This is a genomic window from Bartonella sp. CL434QHHD, assembly GCF_042195145.1.
Taxonomy (GTDB): domain Bacteria; phylum Pseudomonadota; class Alphaproteobacteria; order Rhizobiales; family Rhizobiaceae; genus Bartonella.
Genome location: NZ_JBHINT010000012.1, coordinates 92,724 through 117,166, shown reverse-complemented (window position 1 = coordinate 117,166; position 24,443 = coordinate 92,724). Strand labels below are relative to the sequence as shown.

The 24,443-nt window shown below is 35.6% G+C and carries 20 protein-coding genes and 1 tRNA gene; 9 read left to right on the top strand and 12 right to left on the bottom strand.

Going from position 1 to position 24,443, the window contains the following annotated elements; all coding sequences use genetic code 11:
* The coding region (locus tag ACFILN_RS02640) for a DnaB-like helicase C-terminal domain-containing protein (RefSeq protein WP_375670790.1) at positions 1–789 on the top strand (789 nt) is incomplete at its 5' end.
* Between the two features lie 175 nt (positions 790–964).
* Here the strand turns inward: ACFILN_RS02640 and ACFILN_RS02635 are convergent.
* A tRNA-Met gene (locus tag ACFILN_RS02635) sits at positions 965–1,041 on the bottom strand.
* 163 nt (positions 1,042–1,204) lie between these two features.
* On the opposite strand from ACFILN_RS02635, the gene ACFILN_RS02630 reads away from it, so the two are divergent.
* Positions 1,205–2,161: a Gfo/Idh/MocA family protein gene (locus ACFILN_RS02630; protein WP_273790823.1), complete on the top strand. Its 957-nt coding sequence runs from the start codon at positions 1,205–1,207 to the stop codon at positions 2,159–2,161.
* Between the two features lie 49 nt (positions 2,162–2,210).
* On the top strand, positions 2,211–3,329 hold the full coding sequence (locus ACFILN_RS02625; protein WP_375660761.1) for a DegT/DnrJ/EryC1/StrS family aminotransferase: 1,119 nt from the start codon (positions 2,211–2,213) through the stop codon (positions 3,327–3,329).
* Positions 3,330–3,654: 325 nt separating this feature from the next.
* On the opposite strand, the gene ACFILN_RS02620 is transcribed toward ACFILN_RS02625, so the two are convergent.
* The 3 genes from ACFILN_RS02620 to ACFILN_RS02610 are packed head-to-tail and all read right to left on the bottom strand — an operon-like array spanning position 3,655 to position 4,921.
* Positions 3,655–3,921, bottom strand: a complete 267-nt coding sequence (locus tag ACFILN_RS02620; protein ID WP_375631198.1) for a hypothetical protein — start codon at positions 3,919–3,921, stop codon at positions 3,655–3,657.
* The gene (locus ACFILN_RS02615; RefSeq protein WP_375631197.1) at positions 3,911–4,297 is read right to left on the bottom strand and encodes a hypothetical protein; all 387 of its coding nucleotides are present in this window, start codon (positions 4,295–4,297) and stop codon (positions 3,911–3,913) included. The genes ACFILN_RS02620 and ACFILN_RS02615 overlap by 11 nt, the downstream gene beginning before the upstream one ends.
* Before the next feature lie 27 nt (positions 4,298–4,324).
* Positions 4,325–4,921: a DUF1134 domain-containing protein gene (locus ACFILN_RS02610; RefSeq protein WP_273790821.1), complete on the bottom strand. Its 597-nt coding sequence runs from the start codon at positions 4,919–4,921 to the stop codon at positions 4,325–4,327.
* 213 nt (positions 4,922–5,134) lie between these two features.
* Between ACFILN_RS02610 and chpT the strand changes: the two genes are divergently transcribed.
* On the top strand, positions 5,135–5,773 hold the full coding sequence (chpT, locus tag ACFILN_RS02605) for a histidine phosphotransferase ChpT (RefSeq protein WP_273790820.1): 639 nt from the start codon (positions 5,135–5,137) through the stop codon (positions 5,771–5,773).
* Between the two features lie 223 nt (positions 5,774–5,996).
* Here chpT and ctrA read toward each other — a convergent pair whose 3' ends face one another.
* Positions 5,997–6,698 (bottom strand): response regulator transcription factor CtrA, encoded by a 702-nt coding sequence (ctrA, locus tag ACFILN_RS02600; protein WP_273790819.1) that lies wholly within the window; start codon positions 6,696–6,698, stop codon positions 5,997–5,999.
* Between the two features lie 564 nt (positions 6,699–7,262).
* Here ctrA and ACFILN_RS02595 point away from each other — a divergent pair.
* Complete coding sequence (locus ACFILN_RS02595) at positions 7,263–7,649, top strand: flagellar export protein FliJ (RefSeq protein WP_273790818.1); 387 nt, start codon at positions 7,263–7,265, stop codon at positions 7,647–7,649.
* A 146-nt stretch (positions 7,650–7,795) separates the two neighbouring features.
* On the opposite strand, the gene ACFILN_RS02590 is transcribed toward ACFILN_RS02595, so the two are convergent.
* A complete protein-coding gene (locus ACFILN_RS02590) occupies positions 7,796–8,071 on the bottom strand; it encodes a DUF1153 domain-containing protein (RefSeq protein ID WP_273790817.1) in 276 nt (91 codons plus the stop codon).
* A 391-nt stretch (positions 8,072–8,462) separates the two neighbouring features.
* Here ACFILN_RS02590 and mnmA point away from each other — a divergent pair, with 391 nt between their 5' ends.
* Entirely contained in the window at positions 8,463–9,686 is a 1,224-nt protein-coding gene (gene mnmA, locus ACFILN_RS02585; protein ID WP_375621388.1) for a tRNA 2-thiouridine(34) synthase MnmA, read from the top strand.
* Between the two features lie 279 nt (positions 9,687–9,965).
* Here mnmA and ACFILN_RS02580 read toward each other — a convergent pair whose 3' ends face one another.
* Positions 9,966–10,775, bottom strand: coding sequence for a TrmH family RNA methyltransferase (locus tag ACFILN_RS02580; RefSeq protein ID WP_375637667.1), 810 nt, complete (start codon positions 10,773–10,775; stop codon positions 9,966–9,968).
* 767 nt (positions 10,776–11,542) lie between these two features.
* Between ACFILN_RS02580 and ACFILN_RS02575 the strand changes: the two genes are divergently transcribed.
* The gene (locus ACFILN_RS02575) at positions 11,543–12,451 is read left to right on the top strand and encodes a cation diffusion facilitator family transporter (protein ID WP_375631194.1); all 909 of its coding nucleotides are present in this window, start codon (positions 11,543–11,545) and stop codon (positions 12,449–12,451) included.
* A gap of 1,293 nt (positions 12,452–13,744) precedes the next feature.
* On the opposite strand, the gene ACFILN_RS02570 is transcribed toward ACFILN_RS02575, so the two are convergent.
* Positions 13,745–14,584, bottom strand: a complete 840-nt coding sequence (locus tag ACFILN_RS02570) for a DUF1460 domain-containing protein (protein WP_375670788.1) — start codon at positions 14,582–14,584, stop codon at positions 13,745–13,747.
* A 768-nt stretch (positions 14,585–15,352) separates the two neighbouring features.
* Here ACFILN_RS02570 and ACFILN_RS02565 point away from each other — a divergent pair.
* Positions 15,353–16,573 carry an MFS transporter gene (locus tag ACFILN_RS02565; RefSeq protein ID WP_273790812.1) on the top strand — a complete coding sequence of 407 codons (1,221 nt, stop codon included), beginning with the start codon at positions 15,353–15,355 and terminating at the stop codon, positions 16,571–16,573.
* 854 nt (positions 16,574–17,427) lie between these two features.
* Here ACFILN_RS02565 and carA read toward each other — a convergent pair.
* Positions 17,428–18,624: a glutamine-hydrolyzing carbamoyl-phosphate synthase small subunit gene (gene carA / locus ACFILN_RS02560; RefSeq protein WP_375631192.1), complete on the bottom strand. Its 1,197-nt coding sequence runs from the start codon at positions 18,622–18,624 to the stop codon at positions 17,428–17,430.
* A 258-nt stretch (positions 18,625–18,882) separates the two neighbouring features.
* Here carA and ACFILN_RS02555 point away from each other — a divergent pair, with 258 nt between their 5' ends.
* Positions 18,883–19,335, top strand: a complete 453-nt coding sequence (locus ACFILN_RS02555; RefSeq protein WP_273790810.1) for a GatB/YqeY domain-containing protein — start codon at positions 18,883–18,885, stop codon at positions 19,333–19,335.
* A gap of 673 nt (positions 19,336–20,008) precedes the next feature.
* Here ACFILN_RS02555 and ubiC read toward each other — a convergent pair.
* The 3 genes from ubiC to ACFILN_RS02540 all read right to left on the bottom strand — a co-directional run bounded on the left by ubiC (position 20,009) and on the right by ACFILN_RS02540 (position 24,406).
* A complete protein-coding gene (gene ubiC / locus ACFILN_RS02550; RefSeq protein ID WP_375660014.1) occupies positions 20,009–20,515 on the bottom strand; it encodes a chorismate lyase in 507 nt (168 codons plus the stop codon).
* A 1,091-nt stretch (positions 20,516–21,606) separates the two neighbouring features.
* The gene (locus tag ACFILN_RS02545) at positions 21,607–21,858 is read right to left on the bottom strand and encodes a GlsB/YeaQ/YmgE family stress response membrane protein (RefSeq protein ID WP_273790808.1); all 252 of its coding nucleotides are present in this window, start codon (positions 21,856–21,858) and stop codon (positions 21,607–21,609) included.
* Between the two features lie 856 nt (positions 21,859–22,714).
* Positions 22,715–24,406: a Na/Pi cotransporter family protein gene (locus ACFILN_RS02540; protein WP_375670786.1), complete on the bottom strand. Its 1,692-nt coding sequence runs from the start codon at positions 24,404–24,406 to the stop codon at positions 22,715–22,717.
* Positions 24,407–24,443 lie beyond the last annotated feature (37 nt).

Genomic DNA, 24,443 nt, shown 5'->3' with positions numbered 1-24,443 from the left:
GGACGCCCTGGAATGGGGAAAACCTCTCTGGCGACCAATATTGCTTTTAATATTGCCAATGCTTGTAAGCGTCATGATAACAGCCAAGAAAATGAAGGGGGCATTGTAGGTTTCTTCTCACTTGAGATGTCAACAGAACAGCTTGCAACTCGTATTATCTCAGAACAAATAAAGGTTTCTTCTTCTGATATGCGTCGTGGTAATATCTCAGAAGAGCAATTTACCAACATCATTTACGCAATGCGTTCCTTACAAACAATCCCTCTTTATATTGATCAAACGGGGGGTGTATCCCTTGCACAATTGGCCGCCCGTGCAAGGCGTCTTAAACGACAACATGGTCTAGATGTCTTGATTATCGATTATATCCAACTCATGACAAGCGGTTCAAAGCGTTCATTAGAAAACCGCGTTCAAGAAATTACAGCCATTACCACCGGATTAAAAGCACTTGCAAAAGAACTCAATATTCCCATCATTGCTCTGTCACAACTTTCGCGCCAAGTTGAAAACCGAACCGATAAACGTCCGCAACTCTCTGATTTACGTGAATCTGGTTCAATAGAGCAAGATGCCGACATTGTTCTGTTCGTTTATCGTGAAGAATATTATCTCAAAAATGAAGAACCGAAAGAAGGCACTGCTGAGTATAACAAATGGCAAGAGGCAATGGAGCAAGCCAAGGGTAAAGCTGAGGTTATTATAGCAAAACAACGCCATGGTCCGACAGGAATCGTCCCCCTTGCCTTTCAACCCGACTTTACATGCTTTAGTGATTTGGAAAAATAGGAGCAGAAAAATGCGTTAAAGAGAGCTTTAAATATCCTTTGAAAGGCATTTGAAGACCCTTTAAAACTCTTTGAGAAAAAATAAATTGGTACAAAAACTAGTGGCAAAATATACAAAACCCGCTGGCAAGCTACAGCTACACTGCTGACAAACTACACACACAATAAAAAAGTAATGGTAGCGGAGGAGGGATTTGAACCCCCGACACAAGGATTATGATTCCTCTGCTCTAACCTACTGAGCTACTCCGCCAAAATAAGCAATCATAATTGTCAATAATTATATCTTTTGCGGATATAAGGGGTAGAATAGTAAGATGTCAAGCATCGTTTTTAAGCTTTTCTCTTGTCATTCTATATTATCCTCGATATGTAAAAGTGTAATTTTATATGATAAAGTAAGGTAAGGCATGAAAATGGTGCCACGTGTAGCGGTTTTAGGATGCGGTCATTGGGGTGAAAATCATATACGGACACTCCACTCTCTCGGAGCTTTAGCAGCAGTTTCTGATATTGATAATGATCGTGCTGCTAGTTTTGCAACACTGTATGGTGTAGAGGTTGTTACACCAGATGATCTTTTTACTCATCGAGATATTGATGCGTTGGTATTAGCGTTGCCGCCACAATTGCATACGCAAAATGTGCTCCGTGCTGTTAAAAATGGTAAAGATGTTTTGGTGGAAAAACCAATAGCCTTGAATGTTTCTGATGCTAAACGCCAAGTTCAGGAGGCTGAGGCCTATGAGCGAGTTTTTATGGTGGGCCATATTTTACGTTTTCATCCGGCTTTTGAAAAAATGTGTGAATTGGTGAAAAACGGAGATGTGGGAGATGTGCGATATATTTATTCTCATAGATTAGGCTTTGGAAAATTTCACACACACAGTGATGCTTTATGGGATCTTGCCCCTCATGATCTCTCAATGATTTTGGCGTTGACAGGATGCGAACCTTCCGAAATTCGCGGTGAGGGGGCTGCTGTCGTTGATCAGATTTCTGATTTTTCTCATATTCATATGATTTTTCCAAATGGTGTGCGTAGTCATCTTTTTACTTCACGCTTAAGTTCTTATCGTGAGAGGCGTTTAATTGTTGTTGGAACAAAGGCTATACTCGTTTTTGATGATATGGAACCGTGGAGTCGTAAATTGGCAATGCACCATTTTGCTGTTTGGAAAGAAAATCAAGAGTGGGCTTTTAGCATGGATGAGCTGAATTATATTGATGTTTGTGAAGACTTGCCGCTTACTTGCGAATTACGGCATTTCCTTCATTGTATTGAAACGCGTCAATCACCTCGTACAAATGGTGATGATGCTATTGCTGTTTTACGGATTTTAACAGCTGCTGATGTCAATTATGATAGATAAAAGAGATAGGTAGCGCTTTTGCATTCTTGTGATGATCAATGGAGTTAATATGCAATTCATCGACCTTGGGGCGCAGCGTGCGCGTATTGAAGATAAAATTAATTCTGCAATTGCGCATGTAGTCGCTAGTGGTAAGTATATTTTGGGGCCAAAAGTAACAGAATTTGAAGAGAAATTGGCAGAATATCTTGGCGTTAAACATGTGATTGCATGTGCTAATGGAACAGATGCTTTGAAGATGCCTCTTATGGCTAAAAATATTGGTCTAGGGGATGCTGTTTTTTGTCCTAGTTTTACATTTTCAGCAACGGCTGAAGTGGTTGCTTTGGTGGGGGCTGAACCTGTTTTTGTCGATGTTTTACCTGATACATTCAATATTGATGTTGAAAAACTTTCTCACGCTATCGAAATGATAAAAAAAGAAGGACGTCTAAAGCCAAAGGCTATTATTGCTGTTGATTTATTTGGGCTTTCTGCTGACTATGTGCAAATTGCTCAAGTGGCTGCCAAGGAAAATCTTTTTGTAATTGAAGATGCTGCTCAATCTATGGGGGGGAGAAGCGGTAATACTATGTGTGGTGCTTTTGGTGATGTGGCTGCTACAAGTTTTTATCCTGCAAAACCATTAGGATGTTATGGCGATGGAGGCGCTATGATGACCAATGATGATCATTTTGCAAAACTTTTACGCTCTATTTTGTTTCATGGTAAAGGTGAAACGCAATATGACAATGTACGTATTGGTATGAATTCGCGCCTAGATAGCATTCAGGCTGCAATTTTACTAGAAAAGTTTGTGATCTTTGAAGATGAAATGGAAAAGCGTGTAGAAATTGCTCAACGCTATTCCAATGGCTTAAGAGATATTGTTACAGTTCCAGAAATAGGAGAAAATATTCGTTCTGCTTATGCACAATATACGATTAAGGTAAAAGAACGGGATAAATTAAAAGATTTTTTACAAAAAAATTCTATTCCTACAATGATTTATTATAAAACTCCTTTACATCAACAGCCAGCTTATAAACACTTCCCTTATGTAAAAGATTCCCTTTCTGTTTCAGAATCTTTAGGAGAGTGCGTTTTAAGTTTACCAATGCATCCTTACTTGACACAAACGGATCAGGATATGATTATCCAAAAAATAAGAGATTTTTATCACTCTTGAGAGCGTGTTTTTATCCTTAAAATTATGGTCAAATCTCTATTGGTGATCCATCTTAGAAGGTATTTTTTGTTAGAGTGTGTGACCAATGTCTTTGGTATTATTTGCTTTCTAGAACCTATGAAATGTTGTTCTTTAGAGCGGTGATATGATTAGAAAGTGAATCTGCTAGACAAGAAGATATTTTTTAACAGAACGGTATAGGCTAAAAAACTTTGTTCTTTAGCTTAGCAGAAAAGTCACGTTTAATAAAAAGGATTTGGGTTATGAAAGTTACAATGAACCTTTGTTGATTTTACTCTTCATTTAAGGTGTTTTAAAAGATAACTTATTTAACAGGGCTTTGGGAGAGAAAAGTTATTTTTTTGCGAATACGTGAGGCTAGGTCATTTTTGTTTTTTGATTTTTGAATCAATGTGTTGATGGGTGATGTATTCCCCTCTTGTAGCGCTATTTGAGCTGCCAATGTTGCTGCAAGTTCTTTTGTTTCTTCACGGAGTTCTTCCAGCAATTGGTGGTTAGCAGTCGGGTCAAGCTCATGAGTTTGGATTTTTTGTAAGCGTTGCTGATAGAGTGCGATTTTTTCACGCATCATTTTTCTTTCCTTTGAAAGTGTGTAGTGTGGCGATATTTTGTTTGATTGCTATCGCTTCTTTGGTGAGAGTATCTTTTGTGGGGAGGCATAGCCGATAAAATTGTTCTGTTACTTGGCTCAGTTGTATTTTTTGTTGGGCATATTTTTTTTGCAAAAATTCATACTTTTGTTGGTTGTTTGCTAATTCTACAGCATGTTGTGCACGAAGAAAATCGTGATTTGCTTCTATTTCCGCGAGTGATAATGGCATTTTCGCACAAACATCTTTATACGCAAAATGAACGGCTTTCCGCCAAATAAAAGGAGATAAAAGCACCAGTAACCAAGAAGTGAAAGCAACTCCGAGTATAAAAAAAAGAAATGATTGAATAAGCATAATATCCCTTTTCAAATAAGAATACGTTTAAAACGGATTCCATGTCGGTTTAGGTGTTAATTTTAAATATCCTACATTGATACCAAGGCGTGCGCCGACTCCTGTACGTATTGGGATTAACAAGGTATTATGGTATTTTAGGACATGAAAACCAACACCTGCAATTAAATAGGCCGAACCTGAAATACCACCATAGCGTCTCCATAAATTATTTATGCCATTAAGATTGTAAACTAAGATCATTAAACGGGAGCCTTGGCCGCCAAAATCCCATCCTACTGAGGGACCTTGCCAAAAAACTTTATGTTGACCATAGCTTTTGGTAAAAACCCTTCCTTCGCCATAGGTTAATCCAGCAAAAAAGGCACCAGAAGCTTCTTCTCCTAAAATATAGGCATTGGGATAACCGTATTTTGAAAAAATATTTTGAATTGCAACAGCCAAACCACTGGCTGTTTTTCCAAAAAAAATATGACCAGAATCAATAATTTCTTGGAGTGAATAATGAGGCTCGTTTTGCTCTATTGGTTTTAGTTGAGCATGTGTGGTGTTTATGGTGATGAATAAAAGGAAGATTAAAGATATAATATTTTTGTACCAGTATTTGAGCAGAGAGAGAGCCATGGAGTTTTCTCCTTTTATTAGTGATAAACAAAAAGATAATATTAGAATTTTCATGCTATTCAAATAAAAAATAAGATATAAGGTTATTTAAATTCTTGAATTTATTTCTGATTTTTTAGCATGATTGTTAATATTTCCTATTATGCATCAGATGTTAAGAGTTTTTCTTTAAAATAAAGTTTGTTTTTTTGAATCTAGGAGTTTTCAATCATTATGACGTTAGATATTTCTTTGAAGCCTATGGATCTTGCTGCTTTGCTTTGTAGTCGTATTTGCCATGATTTGATTTCACCTGTGGGGGCTATTCAAAATGCAATGGAGCTTTATGATGAAGGAGGAGCTGAAGAAGATGCTTTACAATTGGTGCGTTTATCCGTTGCAAGTGCTGCTGCACGTCTACAATTTGCGCGATTGGCTTTTGGTTTTGCTGGTGCAAGTGGAGGACAAATAGATACACGGGCTGCAGAGCAGGTTGCTCAACAATATATGAAAGAAGAAAAAGCAACATTAAAATGGCAAGCTTCTTCTTTATTGTTAGAAAAAGATGAAGTTAAACTTTTGCTTAATTTATTATTGATTGCAAATGCAACAGTTTCTCGTGGTGGTGAAATTGTTGTTATGATTTTGCAAGAAGAAAATAAACGTTCTTTTCGATTTGAGGTTTTCGGTAGAACTCTCCGTATACCCCCTCATTTTCTTGCGTTATTCCGTGGAGAAGTTCAAGAAGAGCTTGTTGATGCACATGTCATCCAATTTTATTACACAATGTTACTTGCTCAGATGACAGAGATGAAAATAAATATTGATGAAAGTGATGGTTGTATTGTTTTAGAAAGTATAAAAAAGCTTTGAATAAGAGAGAAGCGCTTAAGCTGTGTTGGGAAAAGTGGCTTCGATTGAATTTATGAGCGATAAGGTTATATGTGTAAATTTGGTGTGGTTACTTCTTAAGCTTTAAGCGCTTTCTATATGAGATTTTTGGTGTGCGAGTTTTCTACTTTTAACAGAGAAAAGATCTCGGGAAAAAATCTCGGCCCGCTACACTCCGAGATTTTACAATGTGCATGTTCACTGCTTAAGCGGTTTTTCGTACGTTCTCTTCAACTGGATCACGTAATACATAACCACGTCCCCAAACTGTATCAATGTAATTTACACTAGAAGAGACTGCTTCCAATTTTTTCCGCAATTTACAGATAAAAACATCGATAATCTTTAGTTCTGGTTCATCCATTCCACCATAGAGATGATTGAGAAACATTTCCTTGGTAAGGGTGGTACCTTTGCGTAAAGAGAGAAGCTCTAACATTTGGTACTCTTTACCGGTTAAATGAACAGGGCGCCCTGCAACTTCGACAGTTTTTGTGTCAAGGTTAACGGTGAGATCTCCGGTAACAATAACCGATTGTGCATGTCCTTTAGAACGACGAACAACTGCATGGATACGTGCAATGAGCTCATCTTTATGAAAAGGCTTCGTCATATAGTCGTCTGCTCCAAAGCCAAAACCACGAACCTTGTCTTCAATGGCATTCATACCAGAAAGGATTAAGACAGGAGTTTTTATTTTTGCCAATCTTAGAGTCCGCAAGACATCATACCCTGACATGTCAGGCAAATTCAGATCAAGCAAAATGATATCATAATCATAGAGTTTTCCTAAATCGATACCTTCTTCACCCAGATCAGTGATATAAACATTAAAGTTAGCCGACTTTAACATCAACTCAATGCTTTGAGTAACTGCTCTATCATCTTCAATTAATAATACGCGCATTTTAGATCCCTCACTTTGCTCCTTCACGAATCATAAGGAGCATTTCTATTTTATATCAGTTAGCAAAACCACTGTTATAAAAACAATTCATTAAATCAAACACTTATGACAAAGTGTTTATGAACATTTCAGTAGTACGCGTAACAATCACTACTAAATTCCCCACTATCCATGATAGTGGTTAACAAAATATTTTTATTTTTGAAAGAGGCTACAAAATTATTTTAGAAAAATCCCATATTTTTTAACATAATAAACAAAGAAGGGCTTTTTCTATAAACTTTAACTTAAAAAAAATTGTAAAAGAGCGTTATAAATTACTTTTTTACAATTTCAGTGTTTATTTACTGAGCTTTAAACCTCTTCATTTATAATGGGGGGAAAAGTTAAAGAAATAGTTATTGCTCTTTAAAGCAGATTGTATTTTCAGATGCTTTAATGCAAGGCAAAAATTATTATAATTTCAAGTTAATAGACTGTTTTTGTCGGATAGACATATAACTAAAAGATATTTATTGGGTGTGAATGCGAGTTTTGAGTTGGCGCAATCAAGGAGTAGTGAGTATGAAGCCACGAGAAAATATGGTGCGATTGAGGATGTTTCAAGTGCGTGGAAAGCGCCGTGAAATTGCACAGCTTGAGATGATGATCGCAGAATTTGAACGAATGGTGTTAGAGTTGGAAGCACAGATTACTCATGAAGAACGTAAATCTGGAAACAATGATGTTCACCATTTTGCTTATTCTGCTTTTGCGCGTGCAGCGCGGCAAAGACGTGATAATCTGATCAATTCAATTCGTGATTTAGAACTTCAAAAAACAAACGCTGAAATTGCTCTCCATGAAGCTAATACAGAGCTGCAACGTGCACAGCTTTTGGAAGCACGAGAAAAGAAGATTGTTGCGGATGATAAGGATATTTTGATTCAATCTAATTCAATGGTTGGCTAATGCAATGGTTGGCTAATAAAAGCAATTATTGAAGAATCCATTCTTTCAGGTTTATCTTTTGGATATAGTATAAAACAGCCAAACTTTTATCAAGTTTGGCTGTTTTATAGATTGCTTTATGTTATCAAATCGTAATCAATGGCAACTTAATGCCTGTAGTGTTGAATCTTGGTCGTTCGTAATCCCGCTAAACCGTGTTCATCGATTAAACTTTGCCATGAAAGAAATTCTTCTACAGTCAAAGTATAACGGTGGCACGCTTCGTCAAGACTTAACAATCCACCTCTGACAGCCGCAACAACTTCAGCTTTGCGACGAATCACCCAGCGCCGTGTTGTTTGCGGCGGTAGGTCGGCAATTGTAAGCGGACTTCCATCTGGCCCAATAACATATTTCATTTGTGTTTTTATCAAGTTGCTCATTCGTATCCTCTACCTTTAGTCAAGGACTTGATTCGTTTATAGAGCATGAAATTTAAAAAAGAGCTAAAAGCGCTGAAAGAAAAAATTAATAAAGTGATTGGGTATGTAAAAAGAAGCTCAAGTTGAAGTGTGTAGAAGAGATTCTTGCAATATTTTACCGGATTTTTCAAAAGAGCAAAAAAGGATTTCTCCTAAACGATTGCCATTATGCCTTATTTCCATCATTCTTTTTTTGTTTGCAGCAGCTCTTAAGAAAATAATGCCTATGGTTGTGGAAAGGATAAAAAAATAATATAAAGACAATCAATCGTGTAAAAGTGCTGAAGAGCGTGCATCAGAATGTCAACATATGGGTAGCCATTAAACAGAGCATTAAATAGAGAATGAATACATGTTTTTAAACAGTCTTGATTTACCAGGACAACCTGAGGATTCTCGCATTGTTGTTGCGATGTCGGGGGGGGTTGATTCATCGGTTGTTGCAGGTCTTTTGAAAAAGGAAGGGTATAATGTTATTGGCATTACGTTGCAGCTTTATGATCATGGGGAAGCAACGCATCGGGTGGGGGCGTGTTGTGCAGGACAAGATATTGAGGATGCACGCCGCGTTGCAGAAACACTAGGAATTCCTCATTATGTTCTTGATTATGAAAAGCGCTTTCGCGAAGCTGTTATTGATCCTTTTGCAGAAAGTTATGCTCATGGAGAGACCCCAGTACCATGTATTGCATGTAATCAAACGGTTAAGTTTGCTGATTTATTAGCAACGGCACGCGAATTGGGGGCAGATGCTTTGGCTACGGGACATTATATTCGTTCGCGTTCCAACGGAGCGCATCGAGCACTCTTTCGTCCTCTCGATAATGATCGTGATCAGAGTTATTTTCTCTTTGCAACGACACAAGAACAGATTGATTATTTGCGTTTTCCACTTGGTGACCTTCCAAAAGCCCGCGTTCGTGAAATGGCAGCAGAAATGGGCTTTGTGGTTGCCAATAAGCATGATAGTCAGGATATTTGTTTTGTTCCACAAGGAAAATATTCAGATGTTATCGCAAAACTGCGTCCAGAAGCAGCTAATCCTGGCGTTATTGTCCATATTGATGGAAAGATTTTAGGTAAACATTCGGGAATTGTTAATTATACGGTTGGTCAACGTCGTGGTATTGGGGTATCAACGGGTGAAGCGCTTTATGTGGTTTATCTCGATGTGGAAAATGCACGTGTTATTGTTGGACCGCGTGAAATGTTAGAAACGCATAAGCTTTTTTTACGTGATGTGAATTGGCTTGGTGATGAGTCGTTAGATAATTTCCCTTCTCAAGGTATTGAGGTGGCTGTAAAGGTGCGTTCAACGCGTCCTCCTCACCTTGCGCGCTTACATTATAAAGAAGGTATTTTTTCCGTTGATTTATTGGAATGTGAAAATGGTGTGGCACCAGGGCAAGCTTGCGTTCTTTATGATGGAAATGGTCATGAGGCGCGTATTCTTGGGGGAGGATTTGTAACACATTCAGAACGTGCAGCTGATACTGAAATGATGTTGAAGCGCGTTTTATGCAATCTCGAAACAAAAGATCCTGTTTCCTCAGAACTAAAAACAACAGCTTTATAAAGCATAGTAAATTGATTTATAATGATATTTTTTAATCTTAAACTTGAATGAGAGACTTCCGGAAGATTTTTTCATTGAAAGTTTGTTTTATGATTGAATCCATCAAAATTATATCTTTTGCACGTCATAAGTGGGTTAGGGTGTGGAAAGTGATGATAAAGAAAATGTAAAAATGTTTTTTATCAATGCTTTCAAAGGCTAGGGAACGGCAATATTATTGGAGACTGATAGATAACATACAACATTGGGTATGTTTTATAACTTGAAGTGTTATCATCTTTAGTGGTCAAAGTTGGTAAAATGAGCAAGTGCAATACCTGAGGCTGTGGCAACATTAAGGCTGTCAAAACCGTCAGTCATGGGAATACGTAAGGTGTTTGATTGTTGTAGTATATGGGGTGGTAAGCCATCGCCTTCTGTTCCAAAAATAAGTGCCATTCTTTTGGTTTTGTTGGCTTGCTTGAGAGTGTGTGAGGCAGAAGGGGAGAGTGCATAAAGATGAAAGTTTTCATCGTTTAGAGCAGCTATAATGTCATTTATATCAGCGTCTTGCGTATAGGGTACTTTTAAAGCAGCACCGGCAGACACTCTTATTGATTTGCGATAAAGTGGATCGCATGAGGTTTTGTCGACAATAATGCCATTACTGGCAAAGGCTGCTGCATTACGAAAAATTGATCCCATATTATCGTGATTCGAGATACCACATAAAACAAGAATCAAAGCTTTTTCTGGAAGATGTTGTAAAAAACTTTGTAAGGATGGCAGTATTTTGCGTTTACCAATACCCAGAACACCACGATGAACATGGAAGCCGGTGATATTATCCATAACTTTTTGTGGAACGCAATAAATGGGACATAGAGGCTGTGTTTTTTCTAAAAGCGGTAGAAGTCCAGAGAGACGGTTTGCTACGATGAGCAGTGAGATGGCAGAAAACTCTTTCGAATGTAGTAATGCGGACAATGTTACTTTGCCTTCAGCAATAAATTGATGTTGCCGTCCAACAAGATCTTTTTCACGGATATTATGATAGGCTTTTAGGCGTGGATCATCTGTTTCATTGATTGTTGTGATATTCAAATGCATGCGAGATTTTTAGTGCTTTTTTCTTATGATTTCCAGATGTTAGAATTTGTTTTATTTAAAAAAAAGAGATAAAAAAACATTATTTTAAAACTTATGGTAGAATTTGTATTGACAATATGCAACCATAGGTATAATGTAAAAATACTGATACGGAATCATATATTTTTTCTCGTATCGGGTGCAGTGTCTTGGGTCCCCGCTATTTCCCAAGTTCTGTATGCCCTTAATTTCTAAGGGAAAAGAATCTGGGTCCCCAATGCCCAGATTCTTTTTTTTTGAGGGTAATCATTGTTCTTCTTTTTATATCTAAATTTTTTAGTAAATCATATTTTAAAATCCAGTTGACCTGTAAAGTTACCGTAGAGTGCTAAGATATTTTTTCTAAGGTGCAACGATGGCTTATAAATGGGGTATAATGCACATCATAAGACTGAAAAATAATGCATGATCATGATAGATTTGAGCAAAAAAAGTTTTTCGTTTATGAGAAGTGAGATGGCTTTAAGTTATTCAGAAAACGATTAATAATGAAGGTTATGTGTTTGATTGCTCTTGGGAAAGCTCTTTTTTCTATTATTTTCTCTCTTCTTTATTTATTGGTGCTGTTCGTGTAACTGAGCAGTTTTTACGATAATAATGGTGAGCTGAGGCGTTTATTGTATGATGAAGCTTCTGTAATATTGAGGAAAGATCGTCGTTATGCCAAAAGTATAATGATATGGTTGAAAATATTAATTCCCTATTTCGTGAAGAAAAGGATGAGGTTCATGGATGTAAAAATCAATATACAAAGCTTGACTTTATACTCTATTTTTATTGCGTGTATTGTTTTTGCTTTGAAATATTGGACATATCACATCACAGGTTCGGTTGCACTTTATTCTGATGCATTGGAATCAATTGTTAATATCCTTGCGTCATTGGCAGCATGGTGGGCTGTTAAAGTGAGTATGAAGCCAGCAGATCATGATCATCCCTTTGGGCATCATAAAGCGGAATATTTTTCCGCAATTCTTGAAGGGGTACTCATTATTATTGCCGCAATTGTTATTTTAAGAGAAGCATGGATAGCTCTTTCTACCGTTAAATTGTTGCAGAAACCTGGAATATGGCTTGTTATTCATCTTATTGCAACTGTCATAAATTGTATGTGGGGAATGGTTCTTATTTGGCAGGGAAAACTCCATCGCTCACCGGCTCTTAAAGCTGATGGAGTGCATTTTATAACAGATGTTTTTACTTCGCTTGCAATTTTAATTGGTTTGATTGCCGGTTTTGTCGGAGGATGGGGAGCTTTAGATCCAATTTTAGCGATAATCGTTGCCGTTAATATTCTCTTACAGGGCTGGAAGGTGATTAGAAATGCTGTTCAGGGATTAATGGACGTTGGTGTTGAATTGAATGAAAGCATGCGGATTCGGGAACTGATTTCTGCAAATGCATCGGGTGCGCTTGAGGTCCATGATTTACGGACGCGTGTTGCTGGAAGGGTTACTTTTATAGAGTTTCATTTGGTTGTGCCTGCTGTAATGCAGGTAGGAGAAGCACATAAAATTTGTGATAAAATCGAAGCTGTTCTTCAAAAAGAATTTGATAATGTGCGTATTTCTATTCATGTCGAGCCTGAAGATGAGGCAAAATTGCCTCCCGGTACAACGGTAATCCCTTTTATATAAAAAGATTTTTCAAATTGTCTGTTATGTTAGACTGTTTTTTTATGATAGGGTGATTCATACCTCTCGAAAATACAATGATGCTCTTTTGTTGATTTAATTTTTGCATCAATCAAGTATACAAGGTTAAACAGAGTATTTAAGGCAAGATTTATTCTATTTCGTTAAAACACTGTCATTTAAGGTGTGGTGAGATAAGGCATATAAAATTTGATCTATTAAGTGTTTTTAGAGTATGGAGTAAATATTCAAAATAGGACTTGCCGGTGTATTCTTTTGTAAGTGAATCTCATGAAATGGTTAGCAGCTTAAATCCATTTAAGAAAACGGATCGTTTACAGACTGTCGGGAGTAGATGTTTCGTTTCTTAGGGCGAGGAGGAGTGAAGCCTTCGTAATAAGTTTAATGAGATTTAATTATAAATTTTGTATAAAAGTTATGAATAGGGTTTTAAAGTTTGTGACCATAGATTAATCGTCATTATTGTTGCTAATAAATGTGTTGTTTTATCGATACAATGTGTTCTGTTTAGAGTGTTCTTTATTGCATGAAGGATGGGGGACTCATTAAAAGATGAAAAAACAAAAATCATGCTCATAACTCTACTCTTTAAAGGATATTATTGTCGTTACTGTAGAAAATTGTAAAGCTGAACTAAAGAATGATGCTAAAGATAGAAACTGTTTTTTAATTGATGCCTTCATATTTTCATTCCAATCTGGCATCAAAATTTTACAAGGACTCGTACAGTACTGGTGCATCCTAATCATAATATGCTGCTATATCAGGGCTATTTTAATTTATAGATAATAACAAAAAGCAAAGACTTTATAAGGAAAAAAAAGCTATAAAGTCAAAAATTTATATGCAATAAATTAGAGAGGTAGATCGAATTTTTATAGAATACTTTATGAAACAACCACCAAACATATCTGGCTTTACTTTTACTTATTTTTACAAACGTTCGTTTGTGTCTTTTGCGTTATATTCGTAAAGATCAGATTAGCGGTAATCTAAAGATAACTCTTGGTTGAGAATATGAAAGGAAAGCGTGATACTATAATAGAGTTTTTTCTGTCTTTATCGTTCAACCAGTAAAAGTGATTACAAATCCGTAATTTCTCCAAAAATGATTTTGTCATACTTATAAACAAAGTTAGATCAAAACGACTTTTTTCTCTTAAAACTGTAAACAAATATATTGTATCCGTATAGCTTGAACGAAGTTAGATGTTTACCTGAATAACGACAGTATATATTTTAAGAATAGAGAAGATATTTCATATCGCTATGATGTTATTCAAGAGCTCTTAAAACAATGATTCCTGGTGTTTTTTCAACATAATTCATAAAAGGAGAATCAACGACTTTTTCGTTTTCTTTTCGTGAAGAAGCATTTCTTAACATTGGCCCTTTATCTGTCATGATAAAGAAGCCCACATGTGTTACATCCAATCCAGCAAGTTTCGTATAAATACCAATGAAATCACCAGACTGTAAACGACCTATAACCTCCTCATTAATAAAGTTACTTGGAATATACGTTATTGTGCGTTTCACAACTGGCAACCCAGGTAGATAGCTTCCACCATCAGCTTTTTTATTGAGATATTTTTCTATTTTTACCGCATGGGGACTTATTTCAGCGGTAATATCAGTGGCGAGTTTATATTCTCTATAAGCCCAATCCGTAAAAAAATGTTTCCGATTTAAAAAATGAACATTACCGTTAATATAACGCGTTTTTATGACGTTATTTATGAATTCTGTTTGGGATGTTGATTTGCGCAATGCTTCAACATAATCCAGATAAGTGAAGCAATCTAAGCCTCTAAAATCAATAATCAGTTTTTCTGGTGTATTTTCTGAGCCATGTAACATATTTGCTTGGTAAGGTGTCCCTAAAAAAGCTTCAGAAAGAAAGTCAATTAGTGCCCCTTTTTCCTGATAATTTGTTTCTGAACGTTTTTTGAGAAGAGCATTTAATTTATTTAGAGTATAGGGATCTAGGTTTACGTTGGTTGTTTGTTGTGTTTTTATTTTATTTTCTACAGTACTCTCTTGTGAATCAGAATCCTGAACATCACATCCTGTTACCCACATTAATATGAGAATTAATAGGGATATTTTTCGCATTTTATACACCATTTTGAATTAAAAATTCATGACGAACTATTTCTAAAAGTGCTATTTTTTAAATGCTTATCATGATCATCGTTAGATTTAATGCTAGCATACAATCATTAAGAGTATCAATGAATATAAAGATAAAATCATGGTTTTTAAGGTTACACAAATTGCAAACGATATGAATCTTTTCTAAGATTATAGAATTAAAGGATTTTTCTCTATAATATACTTATTTTTTAATCAAAATTATTGTCAAATAAATATTTTTAAAAATATGATGAGCTTTTTACGTTGTTAAGCTATTCTGGTGTTGCTGCTTTAACTTTATAGCATATTCTGAGGGTAAGAAAATTTTTTAAGAGCTTATCTTTTAAAAGGTTTCAATTACTATAGGATATCTAACGTATCCAATGGAATTGAGATTCCTGAAAACGGTGGGATGAGAGGGTAAAATGATGTCTGATAAAATTCATCGTAATGTCTCTAAAACTATTGGAAATACTCTGTGTTTCATGAAATTTTGTTCATGAGTTTGTCGCACAAATATTTTGTTCGTATAATGCAAAAAAAATTTTTATTCTTTGACAATGAGATAGCAACTAAAGATACACCAATTAAAACGTAATTTTACAGTTTTATCTTGACTCTTACTTAAATTTTTACTTTGTTATTATTTTGTATGTGAAAAGTATACGGTATAGAATACTTTTAAAAGGAAAAGGGAGTTAAAAGATAGCGGGGGAGTCATTGTATGCGTAAAATAGTGTGTATGTTATGCAAGACCAAATGCTCAATCCGAAATTTGTTCAGCGTGGGCTCATTTTAGTGTTCATCACTTTATTGTTAGATATTCTTTGTATTGCGATCATTTGTCCTGTTTTGCCTGAATATTTTTCTCAATTAACTGGAAAAGAGGTTAGTACATCTTTTGTAGAAAGAGGAAAATTACTTGCAGCTTATTCAGTGATGCAGTTTTTATTTGCTCCTGTTATTGGCAATCTCTCTGATCGTTATGGTCGTCGTCCTATTTTGCTTCTCTCTATTATCTGCTTTGCTCTTGATAATCTCATATGTGCTATAGCATGGAGCTATTCTATGTTATTTATCGGGCGTCTTTTGTCAGGGATAAGTGGCGCTAGTTTTGCAACTTGTACAGCTTATCTTGCGGATATATCTGATGATAAAACCCGTACACGCAATTTTGGTCTGTTAGGCATTGCATCCGCATTGGGGTTTATTTTAGGATCGTTTATTGGTGGTTTTTTAGGTCAGTTTGGTCCGCGTATTCCGTTTTATTTTGCTGTTGGTTTTTCACTCATTAATTTTATTTTTTCTTGGGTTATGCTTCCAGAAACCCTTTCTTTATGGAATAGGCGCTTTTTTGATATTAAGCGGGCAAATCCCTTAGGTGCTTTTTGGCATCTGAAACAATATCCGATGGTTCTTTGGGTGTTATTGGTCTTTTTTCTTTATTGGTTTGCGGAATCTGTATGGTTAAGCATTTGGGCGTTCATTGCAAAAGAACGCTATGATTGGAGTTCTTTTTCTATTGGACTCTCCTATAGTGTTTTTGGGATAGGCCAATTTATTGTAGTCGCTCTCTTTTTGCCTTATTTTTCTAAACGATGGAGTGATTGGCATATTGTTATAGTGGGGCTTTTGTTTGCCTCCGTTGCTATGCTGGGCTATACATTCGCGACGCAGGGGTGGATGGTTTATATGGTTTGTATGTGTACAATGCTTGAATATCTTGTTCATGCACCTATACGTGCGATTGCTTCAGCGCAGGTACCGACAAATGTACAAGGAGAACTGCAAGGAGCGATGACATCTGTTATTTCATTAAGTTTAACATTTGGTTCTGTTTTTTATGTGTTTCTTTTTGAATGTTTTACAGATAAAAATGCACTGTTTTATTTTTCAGGTGCTCCTTTTGTTGGAGGCTTTTTTCTTCTTGTCGTTGCGACAGTTATTTTTGCCTTGCGGGTACGTTAATTTGTTGAGAGAGGCCGGTACGTACTATTTTGCTAGAAGAATGCACAAGATAAACAAAATGTATCATTTTATAGGCAGAAAGTTTTTTGTGATATTTGTTTAACAAAGTGTTATATAAAATATCGATATCTCCTTTTCATTTAGTGCAAATAATTTTTTTATTTTGTGATATTGTTTGTATAGGGGAGTCCGTATTTTTTCTATTGCTTGCAAATTAATATCCAGTGCTAATGCAGCAGCATATTGAAAACAAAAGATTAAAACGTATCTGCGTTAGATGTATCAGTATTGTATGAACAATTCCAAATTTTATATGGCAAATTGGAAGTAAATATTGCTTATATTTGTTGGCATAACTTCTGGAATCGAAAGAAAACCTCATTTTGGAAGAATATAAAGTTGTAAAATTGAAAAGATGTTTTCTGTTTTGCTATTACTTTTTTATTCGGCTTTACAGTTTTCAAAACCATCTACGGCAATATCTTTTAAAAAGTAGAGATTTGTTGCATTGTCTCACACTTTAATTTCTTTATTCTTTAGGAGGAGTTATGCTTCTCATGCAAAATAGAATGCTTAAAATTGTATTTTCGAAGGTTAGACACTTTACTCTTTTTAAAAATAGTTTTTATCGATACACTTACCTTGCTTGGGGGGAGAAGCCAATGATTTTGATGGATACGACCTTAAGAGAAGAGGAAGGAGAAAAATTTAAGCTATTCAGTGTGCTCTTTTTAGTTTCAGAATGATAAATAATAATACAACTTCAATAAGTTGTAGGTATAAAAATAATATAATTGTGCGTAGGAAGATGATATAATTTAAAGGAGAGAAGTTAAAAGGTGAGGCTTTTTATTTTAAGATATTTTTTTATAATTCATAATGAGATCACAAAAATGCTGAAAGAGGTAGTGGCTATCTTGTGGTCCAGGAGAAGCTTCGGGGTGATATTGAACAGAAAAAACAGGTTTTCCAATGATTCGAATACCACAGTTTGAACCATCAAAGAGAGAAATATGTGTTTCTTGAACATGTTGTGGTAAAGAGGAAGAATCTACGGCAAAACCGTGATTCATCGATACAATCTCAACTTTTCCAGTGTTAAGGTCTTTAACTGGGTGGTTGGCACCATGATGTCCTTGGTGCATTTTCACGGTTTTTGCACCAACCGTAAGAGCGAGAAGTTGATGACCAAGACATATTCCAAAAATTGGCAAATTATGATCAATTAATGTTTTAATCGTTGGAATGGCATATTGAGCTGTAGCTGCGGGGTCTCCTGGTCCATTAGAAAGAAAAACGCCATCAGGGTTCATTGCCAGAATTTCTTTTGCAGTTGTGTGGGCAGGCACAACAGTAATGCGGGCTTTTTGTGTTGCCATAAGGCGAAGAATATTGCGCTTAATACCGTAGTCAATTGCAATGATATGAAGATTGTGCACATTGTTTGTACCGTATCCTTTATTCCAACTCCATGGTTTTTCATTCCATTGCATTGATGATTGAGATGTCACGTCTTTCGTAAGGTCAAGATTGACGAGACCGTGCCATTTTTGCGCACGTTTCTTTAAAGAAGGAATATCAAAGTTTCCATTAGCATCATGTGCAATGACAGCATTTTGTGCACCTTTTTCACGAATAAGAATTGTGAGTGCACGTGTATCAATACCACAAAGTGCAATAATTTTACGCGTTTTAAGCCATTGATGAAGATTTTCATTGGATCGATAATTTGAGGGATGTGTAATATCTGCTTTGAAAATAGCGCCAACAGCACCATGACAATTGAGAGGAGAGAGATCTTCAATATCTTCGCTATTTGCCCCTACATTTCCTATATGAGGAAAAGTAAAATTAACGATTTGTTGTGTGTATGACGGGTCGGTGAGGATTTCTTCATAGCCTGTGATGGCGGTGTTAAAACACACTTCAGCTTCAGCGATACCTGTAGCACCTGCTCCTTTGCCTTCAATAACGGTTCCATCTGCTAAGACTAAGAGGGCTGTCGGTTTTTTGATACTCCAAGGGTGGCTGGGTGAAGTTGCTTGTATCATAGTATGTATCCACAATTTATTCTCTGAAAGGTATAATGACCAACTTTACACAAAAATCATACCTTTAACAGATGCTGTGTATATTATTCTGGTAACGTTTCGCTTGAAATAGGCAGTATAAGTACATTCCATGAAGAGGTAAAGTCTTGTTTTAACTTTTCGAAGATCGAGTCCTTAATTATTTTTTTATCTTCCATTGCAAGATGGATAAAGATTGGTTAAAAGGCATATTCTTCTTGAACAAAATTGGATAAATTTATGTTGCGTAACCAGATTGATGGGGCTCTTAGGGCTGCTTTGAAAGTGCAAGATAGTGCGCGTCTTGCTACACTTCGTTTAATGAATGCTGCAGTTAGGGATCGTGATATTCTTTATTATGATGAGGGGAAGCTAGAAGTGGATGATCAGCAGATACAGTCTGTTTTCACTAAAATGCTTCAACAGCGTGAAGAATTGATGCGAGCCTATAAAGAGTCTGGTTGCTTGGAATTGGCAGAGAGAGGACAAGCAGAAATAGAAGTTATTCGTGAATTTCTTCCCTATCAACTTAAGGAGATGGAAGTAGAACAGGTTCTTTGTGAAGCTTTAGCACAAACAAAGGCTGAAAAATTACGCGATATAGGTAAGGTGATGGCGTGGCTTAAGGAACGGTATGCGGGGCAAATGAATTTTTCTAAAGTGTGCAATAGTCTTCGTAAAAAATTGCAATAGATCTTGTTAATTCAAGGGGATGGGAAAATATTTTTTATTGTGTGTCACCTTTATAAATCAGTAGGATGTTGATAAATATCATTTATTTTTTATATACATACTATTATCAAAAAATATTTTTTTGAAATAAACGAAACTTTTTTGGAGCTCATAGAGCAGTAAAACATCTTTTAAGTATTATATTTTCTGTTCTTCAAAGCTGTTAGATCATTAAAAAACAAAAAGGTTATAGAGTTTTTACTTTTAAAAAAAATCTATTATTTGCACTGTTAAAAATTTTAAAACAGGATGATTAAGTTAATCGATACAGATTTCCAATTTTGGGGAGTGTATTATTGTCTTTTTTGCTGTTTCAAAGCATTTGTTTGATAAAGAGTTACCATATTTAGAGTAGTGATTATTCGGTAAGAAATTTAAATATAGATGGTTTTATCAATATGGCGTGTATCTTTTTAATTCAAGTGCTGGTTTTAATGATAAGAAAATCAGAATTTTAGAACGTTTTTTCTAGGGGAGACATTTTTAAGCTGAGTTTATGAAATAAAAAGATATTTTGAAAAGAAGTCTTTGTTTTTAATGTGTTCTTGAGATAATTTTGAAATTCTTTTCTCTGATTAAATCCCTTATAAGCTATATGAAATCTATAAGTTATGCAGAATAAAATGAGTAACCTCTATTTGTGGGGATACAGTGGTGAATCTGTTAAAAATAGTTCAGTTAGCAACAATGGCTTACCCGTTAACCGCAAACGGGAACGGCGTGCCCATAGCGCACCTTGTTGACCAATATGAATGTAATCGCGGGTTAATTTGTCATTGTTAAATAAATAATGTCCTAGAGGTACAGTTCCCAAATGCATCAAGGCTTGATTGTGTAGGAGGGTTTCTTGTGGAATTACAGTGCGTCCAAGGAGCCAAGGTTTATTATCTCCCATTAATATGATTTCGCGTAGCCAATAACGCGCACTTTCGGGGAGATGCTCTGCTTCTTCTGTTAATTTATCTCGCGTAATAAAACATTCGCGTTGTGGTTGAACTTGGAGGCAGGTACAATATTTCTTTAATCGAAGCGTCATCGAGCCCGATTCCATGAGCCAATCGCGAACGCTTTCTGGTATTGGAGGATTTTGATCAGAGAACCACTTTAGAGGCGGTAAGATGGAATCTTCAAGATCAGACATCGTTTTACTCCACAGCTAAAGTCTTATTCCATATGTTATGTTGGGTTAAATAGATAGCTCTATTGTAATACAAGGAGAAGCAGCAAGATTTTAACAGGAAGATATCAAAGGGAAAGTCGATTGCAAAGGTCTTTAAAAGAAGATATGCGGGAAGTATATATTATAGGATTATTTTCATTAAAAAAGCAAAATAAGGTATTATGTTTTATCCAAGGCGCTTTCACAATGCGTTACGGAAATTTCTTTATCGCATGAGAGCAATGGGAAAAATGTTTCGTACTTTAAAATTCGTTTGTAACGCATATAAAGAAGAGCTAAAAATTCATCTATGCAAGATGATATAAAGAGGAAGTTTTAAGAGGAACAAAATTTTATTTTATACTTTAGAAAGTGAAGAGATATTCAAATCTTTTGAATTGAGATGTAAAGGGGATCGTATTCTTTATAATCAAGAAGTTTATATTAATGCATATATTTTTGAAAAATTTAAAATATATTATATTATTAAAATTGTTAAAAATTACTTCACATAACATAATGTGTAGTAATTCTATAATAAAGTTACATTAATATTATTTCATATTTATTTTATATACTATTTTATTTCATAGATTAGAAAAAATTCTTTATCATTTTGTTCTTACCGTCTCTCTTTATTTCTTAAGATGCAAAAAAGCTCTTCGAGTTTTCTTGGTAAAAAGGGTATTGTTGATAGAGTGTATAGGTATTAGCATTATACGGTAGAATTTTTAATCATCGTTAGTGATTTTTGTAACCTTATGAATTGTTATTACAGTGAGATATGCTGGATTTGCGCACGTGGTACAAAAATCAGTTCGTATTTCGTTAAAATAACGCAACATATCTCTCCTGATATGCGTAAGTTTATATAGGTATGAAATGGTGCGTTATAAAGTTCTTTACTGCATTTCGTTTTATAATACGGTGATGGTGTATGCCTAAAATCGCAGCTTAAGCATCTCACCATCATATCAAAATTGGTAACAACAAGTTACAAGGAAATATTTCAAACTCTGCTAGTTGTTTCCTAGTTTTGTATTGAATTCCAAAAGGTGTAAAAAATAAATACTCTATGATCGAATTTTTTGTCCTATCCATATAAGAATACAGGCTCCTATAAAACCTGAAATAAGATAGCCAAGCCAACCAGCAAAACTTACACCTAAAAGACTAAAAAGAAAGCTTGCTAGCGCAGCGCCAATAATCCCTAAGATAATATTTAACAATATTCCTGTTTGGCTTTTCATAATATACTGTGCGGCCCAACCTGCAATCCCGCCGATAACAATAGCTGCAATCCAGCCGATGTTTGCATTTTCCATGATACCCTCCTTTGCCTGAATTTAAATTGTAACTAGAGTAAACTTTGTAAAAATCAAGGTTTATTCCTTTTTTACCCAGTGGAAAGGATATTGCTTTTAGATATTTTACTTATTACTTTCCTTTATATTAAAATAATATTCACATTTGTATCATAATAATACTTAATAAGTATAAATATATAATACATTTTAATTTATAAACAAATTAATTAATTTAGAAATACGAATAAAATAAGAAAATATTAGTGAAAATGTTTTAATAACTCATAAAGTGTATTTATAAGCTTTTTAAAGCTCTCTCTTAAATTGAAAAAAACAACTGTGATTAAAGCAATAAGTAAAATGGATATTTAAAAGTTTGGAGCTTGCCAATTGATATCAATGATGTTGAAATTAAAACTGCTTTGTTGACACGTTATAGCGTGGCTGTATAGGTTTAACCTCTACAGATCTTGATATAAATATTGCATTTTTGTGGGGTTTTGCATTCCTTATAGAGCATTTCTGTTTTGCTGCTACTGTGAAGCGATCCCCTTTTTACAAGGCGAGTTTAGGTTGGAACTATCATACTCTTGACCTAATCTTTATGTGTTTAACAGTCTTGGCTTTGAGATGGTTAGGCATTTTTATGTCTTTCTTCAAGAGTTCTATTCTACATGCTGCTTTGTTTGTAATGTGCAAGCAAATGACTTTGAGCAATTCATCATGAATAGATTTTAAATGAAAGAAATTTACGATGAAGAAAGCTCATTTAAATTGTCAAATAATAAGATGTTTTGATTAAATCAATATCTTGACCATATTCAAAATTGAATAATCGATGTGATGTGTGTTTTATTCAAGTTATTTGAAAAGTTTAAGTTTTTTCTGTTTGTTCTTCAGCAGGGGTGCGTAGACGAGAACTTTGAAGAAGTCCCTGTTCTTCTAAAATGGGGTAGATCATTGAGGTCAAAAGAGAGTTGATTTGTTTGAGGTCGCGCACAGTGTCGAGATGAAGACTGGATGATTCTACATTTTTGAGATCCCCTTCACGCAGACGTTTAAAATGTTTTAAACTCATCTCTTTTTCTAAGTTTCGTAGTTGATCTTTTTTTTGTACCAATAGGTGTGCAGTATGTGTATCACGTGAGACGAGAACGTTAAATGCTATATGCGCGTTGGCTAGTACAATGGCGTGGAAACGAAGGAGATCACTCCAGCCCTCGCTGCTGAACTGTAAACCTTTTTGTTGTTTCTTTTTAACCAGCATCAGCATATTATGAATAATGATATCGCCTGCTTGGTCTAATTTTATACAGGCGCCTAGAAGTTCTTGCGTTTGAAAAGCTTCTTCGTCAGATAATTTTTGTCCCGCTAATCGTGCAAGATAAAGTTTGATGGCGATATGTTTTTTGTCCAATATGGTGTTGAGTTGGTTGAGTTCACGAATAATATTGGGATCAGGATTTTCATAAAGTCCCATGATTTTTTCTAGCATGATGTCTACAAGATCACAAATATGAATGACTTCACGCATGACATTTGAGAGAGCGAGAGTTGGGCGTTCAAGAACACTGTCATCAAGAGCCGTTTGATCGGATAAATTGAGCGTTTTGTTAGCTTGCATTTTTTTTGCACTTATATTCACGATCTGAGTGGTTAATTTTAAAACCCATTTTGAAAGTGGTATTCCAGCAAGGAGAATGAAAACATTAAAAATGATATGGGCGTTGATTACTTGAGTAGGGGCGTTATTGCCAAGCCATGTGATGGGAGGGTGAAAGGAGAGAAATAAGATAAGTATAAGGATTGAACCGGCCCCACGCATGAGTAAATTTCCTAAGGGAACGAGGCGGGTATTAGGAGAGGCGTTGCGCGTTAAAAGTGGTGCTATAAGAGAAGAGCCAAAGTTGACACCAAGAACCATGACAACACAGAGTTGCGTATGAATAAGATCGTAATTGGCAAAATTGACCAGCAAAATGATTCCTGCGATGGATGAATGTAAGAGGTAGGTTAAGCCAGCAGCCAACAAAAAAGAGGAAACAGGATCGGTTGAAAGATAACGAATGATGCTAGGCAAAATTTCGCTTTCACGTAAAGGTTCTGTCGCTGTACTTATCATCTCTAAAGATAAAATCAAAAGACCAATACCGATGACAATACGTCCTATTTGACGCCATTCACGTTTTTCTGTTGTCATGAAGATACAAGTGCCAATTAAAAGACACAAGGGCACAACAAGAGTGAGGTCATAGGTGAGAATTTTTACAACGATTGCTGACCCTAATTCTCCTCCACGTACAGCCATAAGTCCTGCTACTCCAGAGACAAAACCAGATTCAACGAAAGAACCAACGAGGAGCGTTATTGCTGTAGAGCTTTGTAAAATCATTGCTGTAAAAAGTCCAAAACTTACAGCAAACAATGGTTTTGAAATGACGTGGCACATTTTATATTTAAGTCTGTCACCATAGGCGCGTTCAATTCCTGTGCGCACCATGCGTGTGGCCCAGAGAAGTAAAGAAATAGCGCCGGTAAGATGAAGGAGTACCAATGAACCATTCATGATACTTTATTCTTTCTTTGTTGTTGTGAATGTGGTT

What these genes read in the sequence shown, in the direction of transcription:
- ACFILN_RS02570 (WP_375670788.1), bottom strand. Translation starts at nt 14,584, where the DNA reads ATGCGAAAAATATCCCTATTAATTCTCATATTAATGTGGGTAACAGGA.
- ACFILN_RS02590 (WP_273790817.1), bottom strand. Translation starts at nt 8,071, where the DNA reads ATGAGCAACTTGATAAAAACACAAATGAAATATGTTATTGGGCCAGAT.
- ACFILN_RS02610 (WP_273790821.1), bottom strand. Translation starts at nt 4,921, where the DNA reads ATGGCTCTCTCTCTGCTCAAATACTGGTACAAAAATATTATATCTTTA.
- ACFILN_RS02625 (WP_375660761.1), top strand. Translation starts at nt 2,211, where the DNA reads ATGCAATTCATCGACCTTGGGGCGCAGCGTGCGCGTATTGAAGATAAA.
- ACFILN_RS02565 (WP_273790812.1), top strand. Translation starts at nt 15,353, where the DNA reads ATGCAAGACCAAATGCTCAATCCGAAATTTGTTCAGCGTGGGCTCATT.
- ACFILN_RS02575 (WP_375631194.1), top strand. Translation starts at nt 11,543, where the DNA reads ATGGATGTAAAAATCAATATACAAAGCTTGACTTTATACTCTATTTTT.
- ACFILN_RS02545 (WP_273790808.1), bottom strand. Translation starts at nt 21,858, where the DNA reads ATGGAAAATGCAAACATCGGCTGGATTGCAGCTATTGTTATCGGCGGG.
- ACFILN_RS02615 (WP_375631197.1), bottom strand. Translation starts at nt 4,297, where the DNA reads ATGCTTATTCAATCATTTCTTTTTTTTATACTCGGAGTTGCTTTCACT.
- carA (WP_375631192.1), bottom strand. Translation starts at nt 18,624, where the DNA reads ATGATACAAGCAACTTCACCCAGCCACCCTTGGAGTATCAAAAAACCG.
- ACFILN_RS02540 (WP_375670786.1), bottom strand. Translation starts at nt 24,406, where the DNA reads ATGAATGGTTCATTGGTACTCCTTCATCTTACCGGCGCTATTTCTTTA.
- ACFILN_RS02630 (WP_273790823.1), top strand. Translation starts at nt 1,205, where the DNA reads ATGGTGCCACGTGTAGCGGTTTTAGGATGCGGTCATTGGGGTGAAAAT.
- ACFILN_RS02555 (WP_273790810.1), top strand. Translation starts at nt 18,883, where the DNA reads ATGTTGCGTAACCAGATTGATGGGGCTCTTAGGGCTGCTTTGAAAGTG.
- mnmA (WP_375621388.1), top strand. Translation starts at nt 8,463, where the DNA reads ATGTTTTTAAACAGTCTTGATTTACCAGGACAACCTGAGGATTCTCGC.
- ACFILN_RS02595 (WP_273790818.1), top strand. Translation starts at nt 7,263, where the DNA reads ATGAAGCCACGAGAAAATATGGTGCGATTGAGGATGTTTCAAGTGCGT.
- chpT (WP_273790820.1), top strand. Translation starts at nt 5,135, where the DNA reads ATGACGTTAGATATTTCTTTGAAGCCTATGGATCTTGCTGCTTTGCTT.
- ubiC (WP_375660014.1), bottom strand. Translation starts at nt 20,515, where the DNA reads ATGTCTGATCTTGAAGATTCCATCTTACCGCCTCTAAAGTGGTTCTCT.
- ctrA (WP_273790819.1), bottom strand. Translation starts at nt 6,698, where the DNA reads ATGCGCGTATTATTAATTGAAGATGATAGAGCAGTTACTCAAAGCATT.
- ACFILN_RS02620 (WP_375631198.1), bottom strand. Translation starts at nt 3,921, where the DNA reads ATGATGCGTGAAAAAATCGCACTCTATCAGCAACGCTTACAAAAAATC.
- ACFILN_RS02580 (WP_375637667.1), bottom strand. Translation starts at nt 10,775, where the DNA reads ATGCATTTGAATATCACAACAATCAATGAAACAGATGATCCACGCCTA.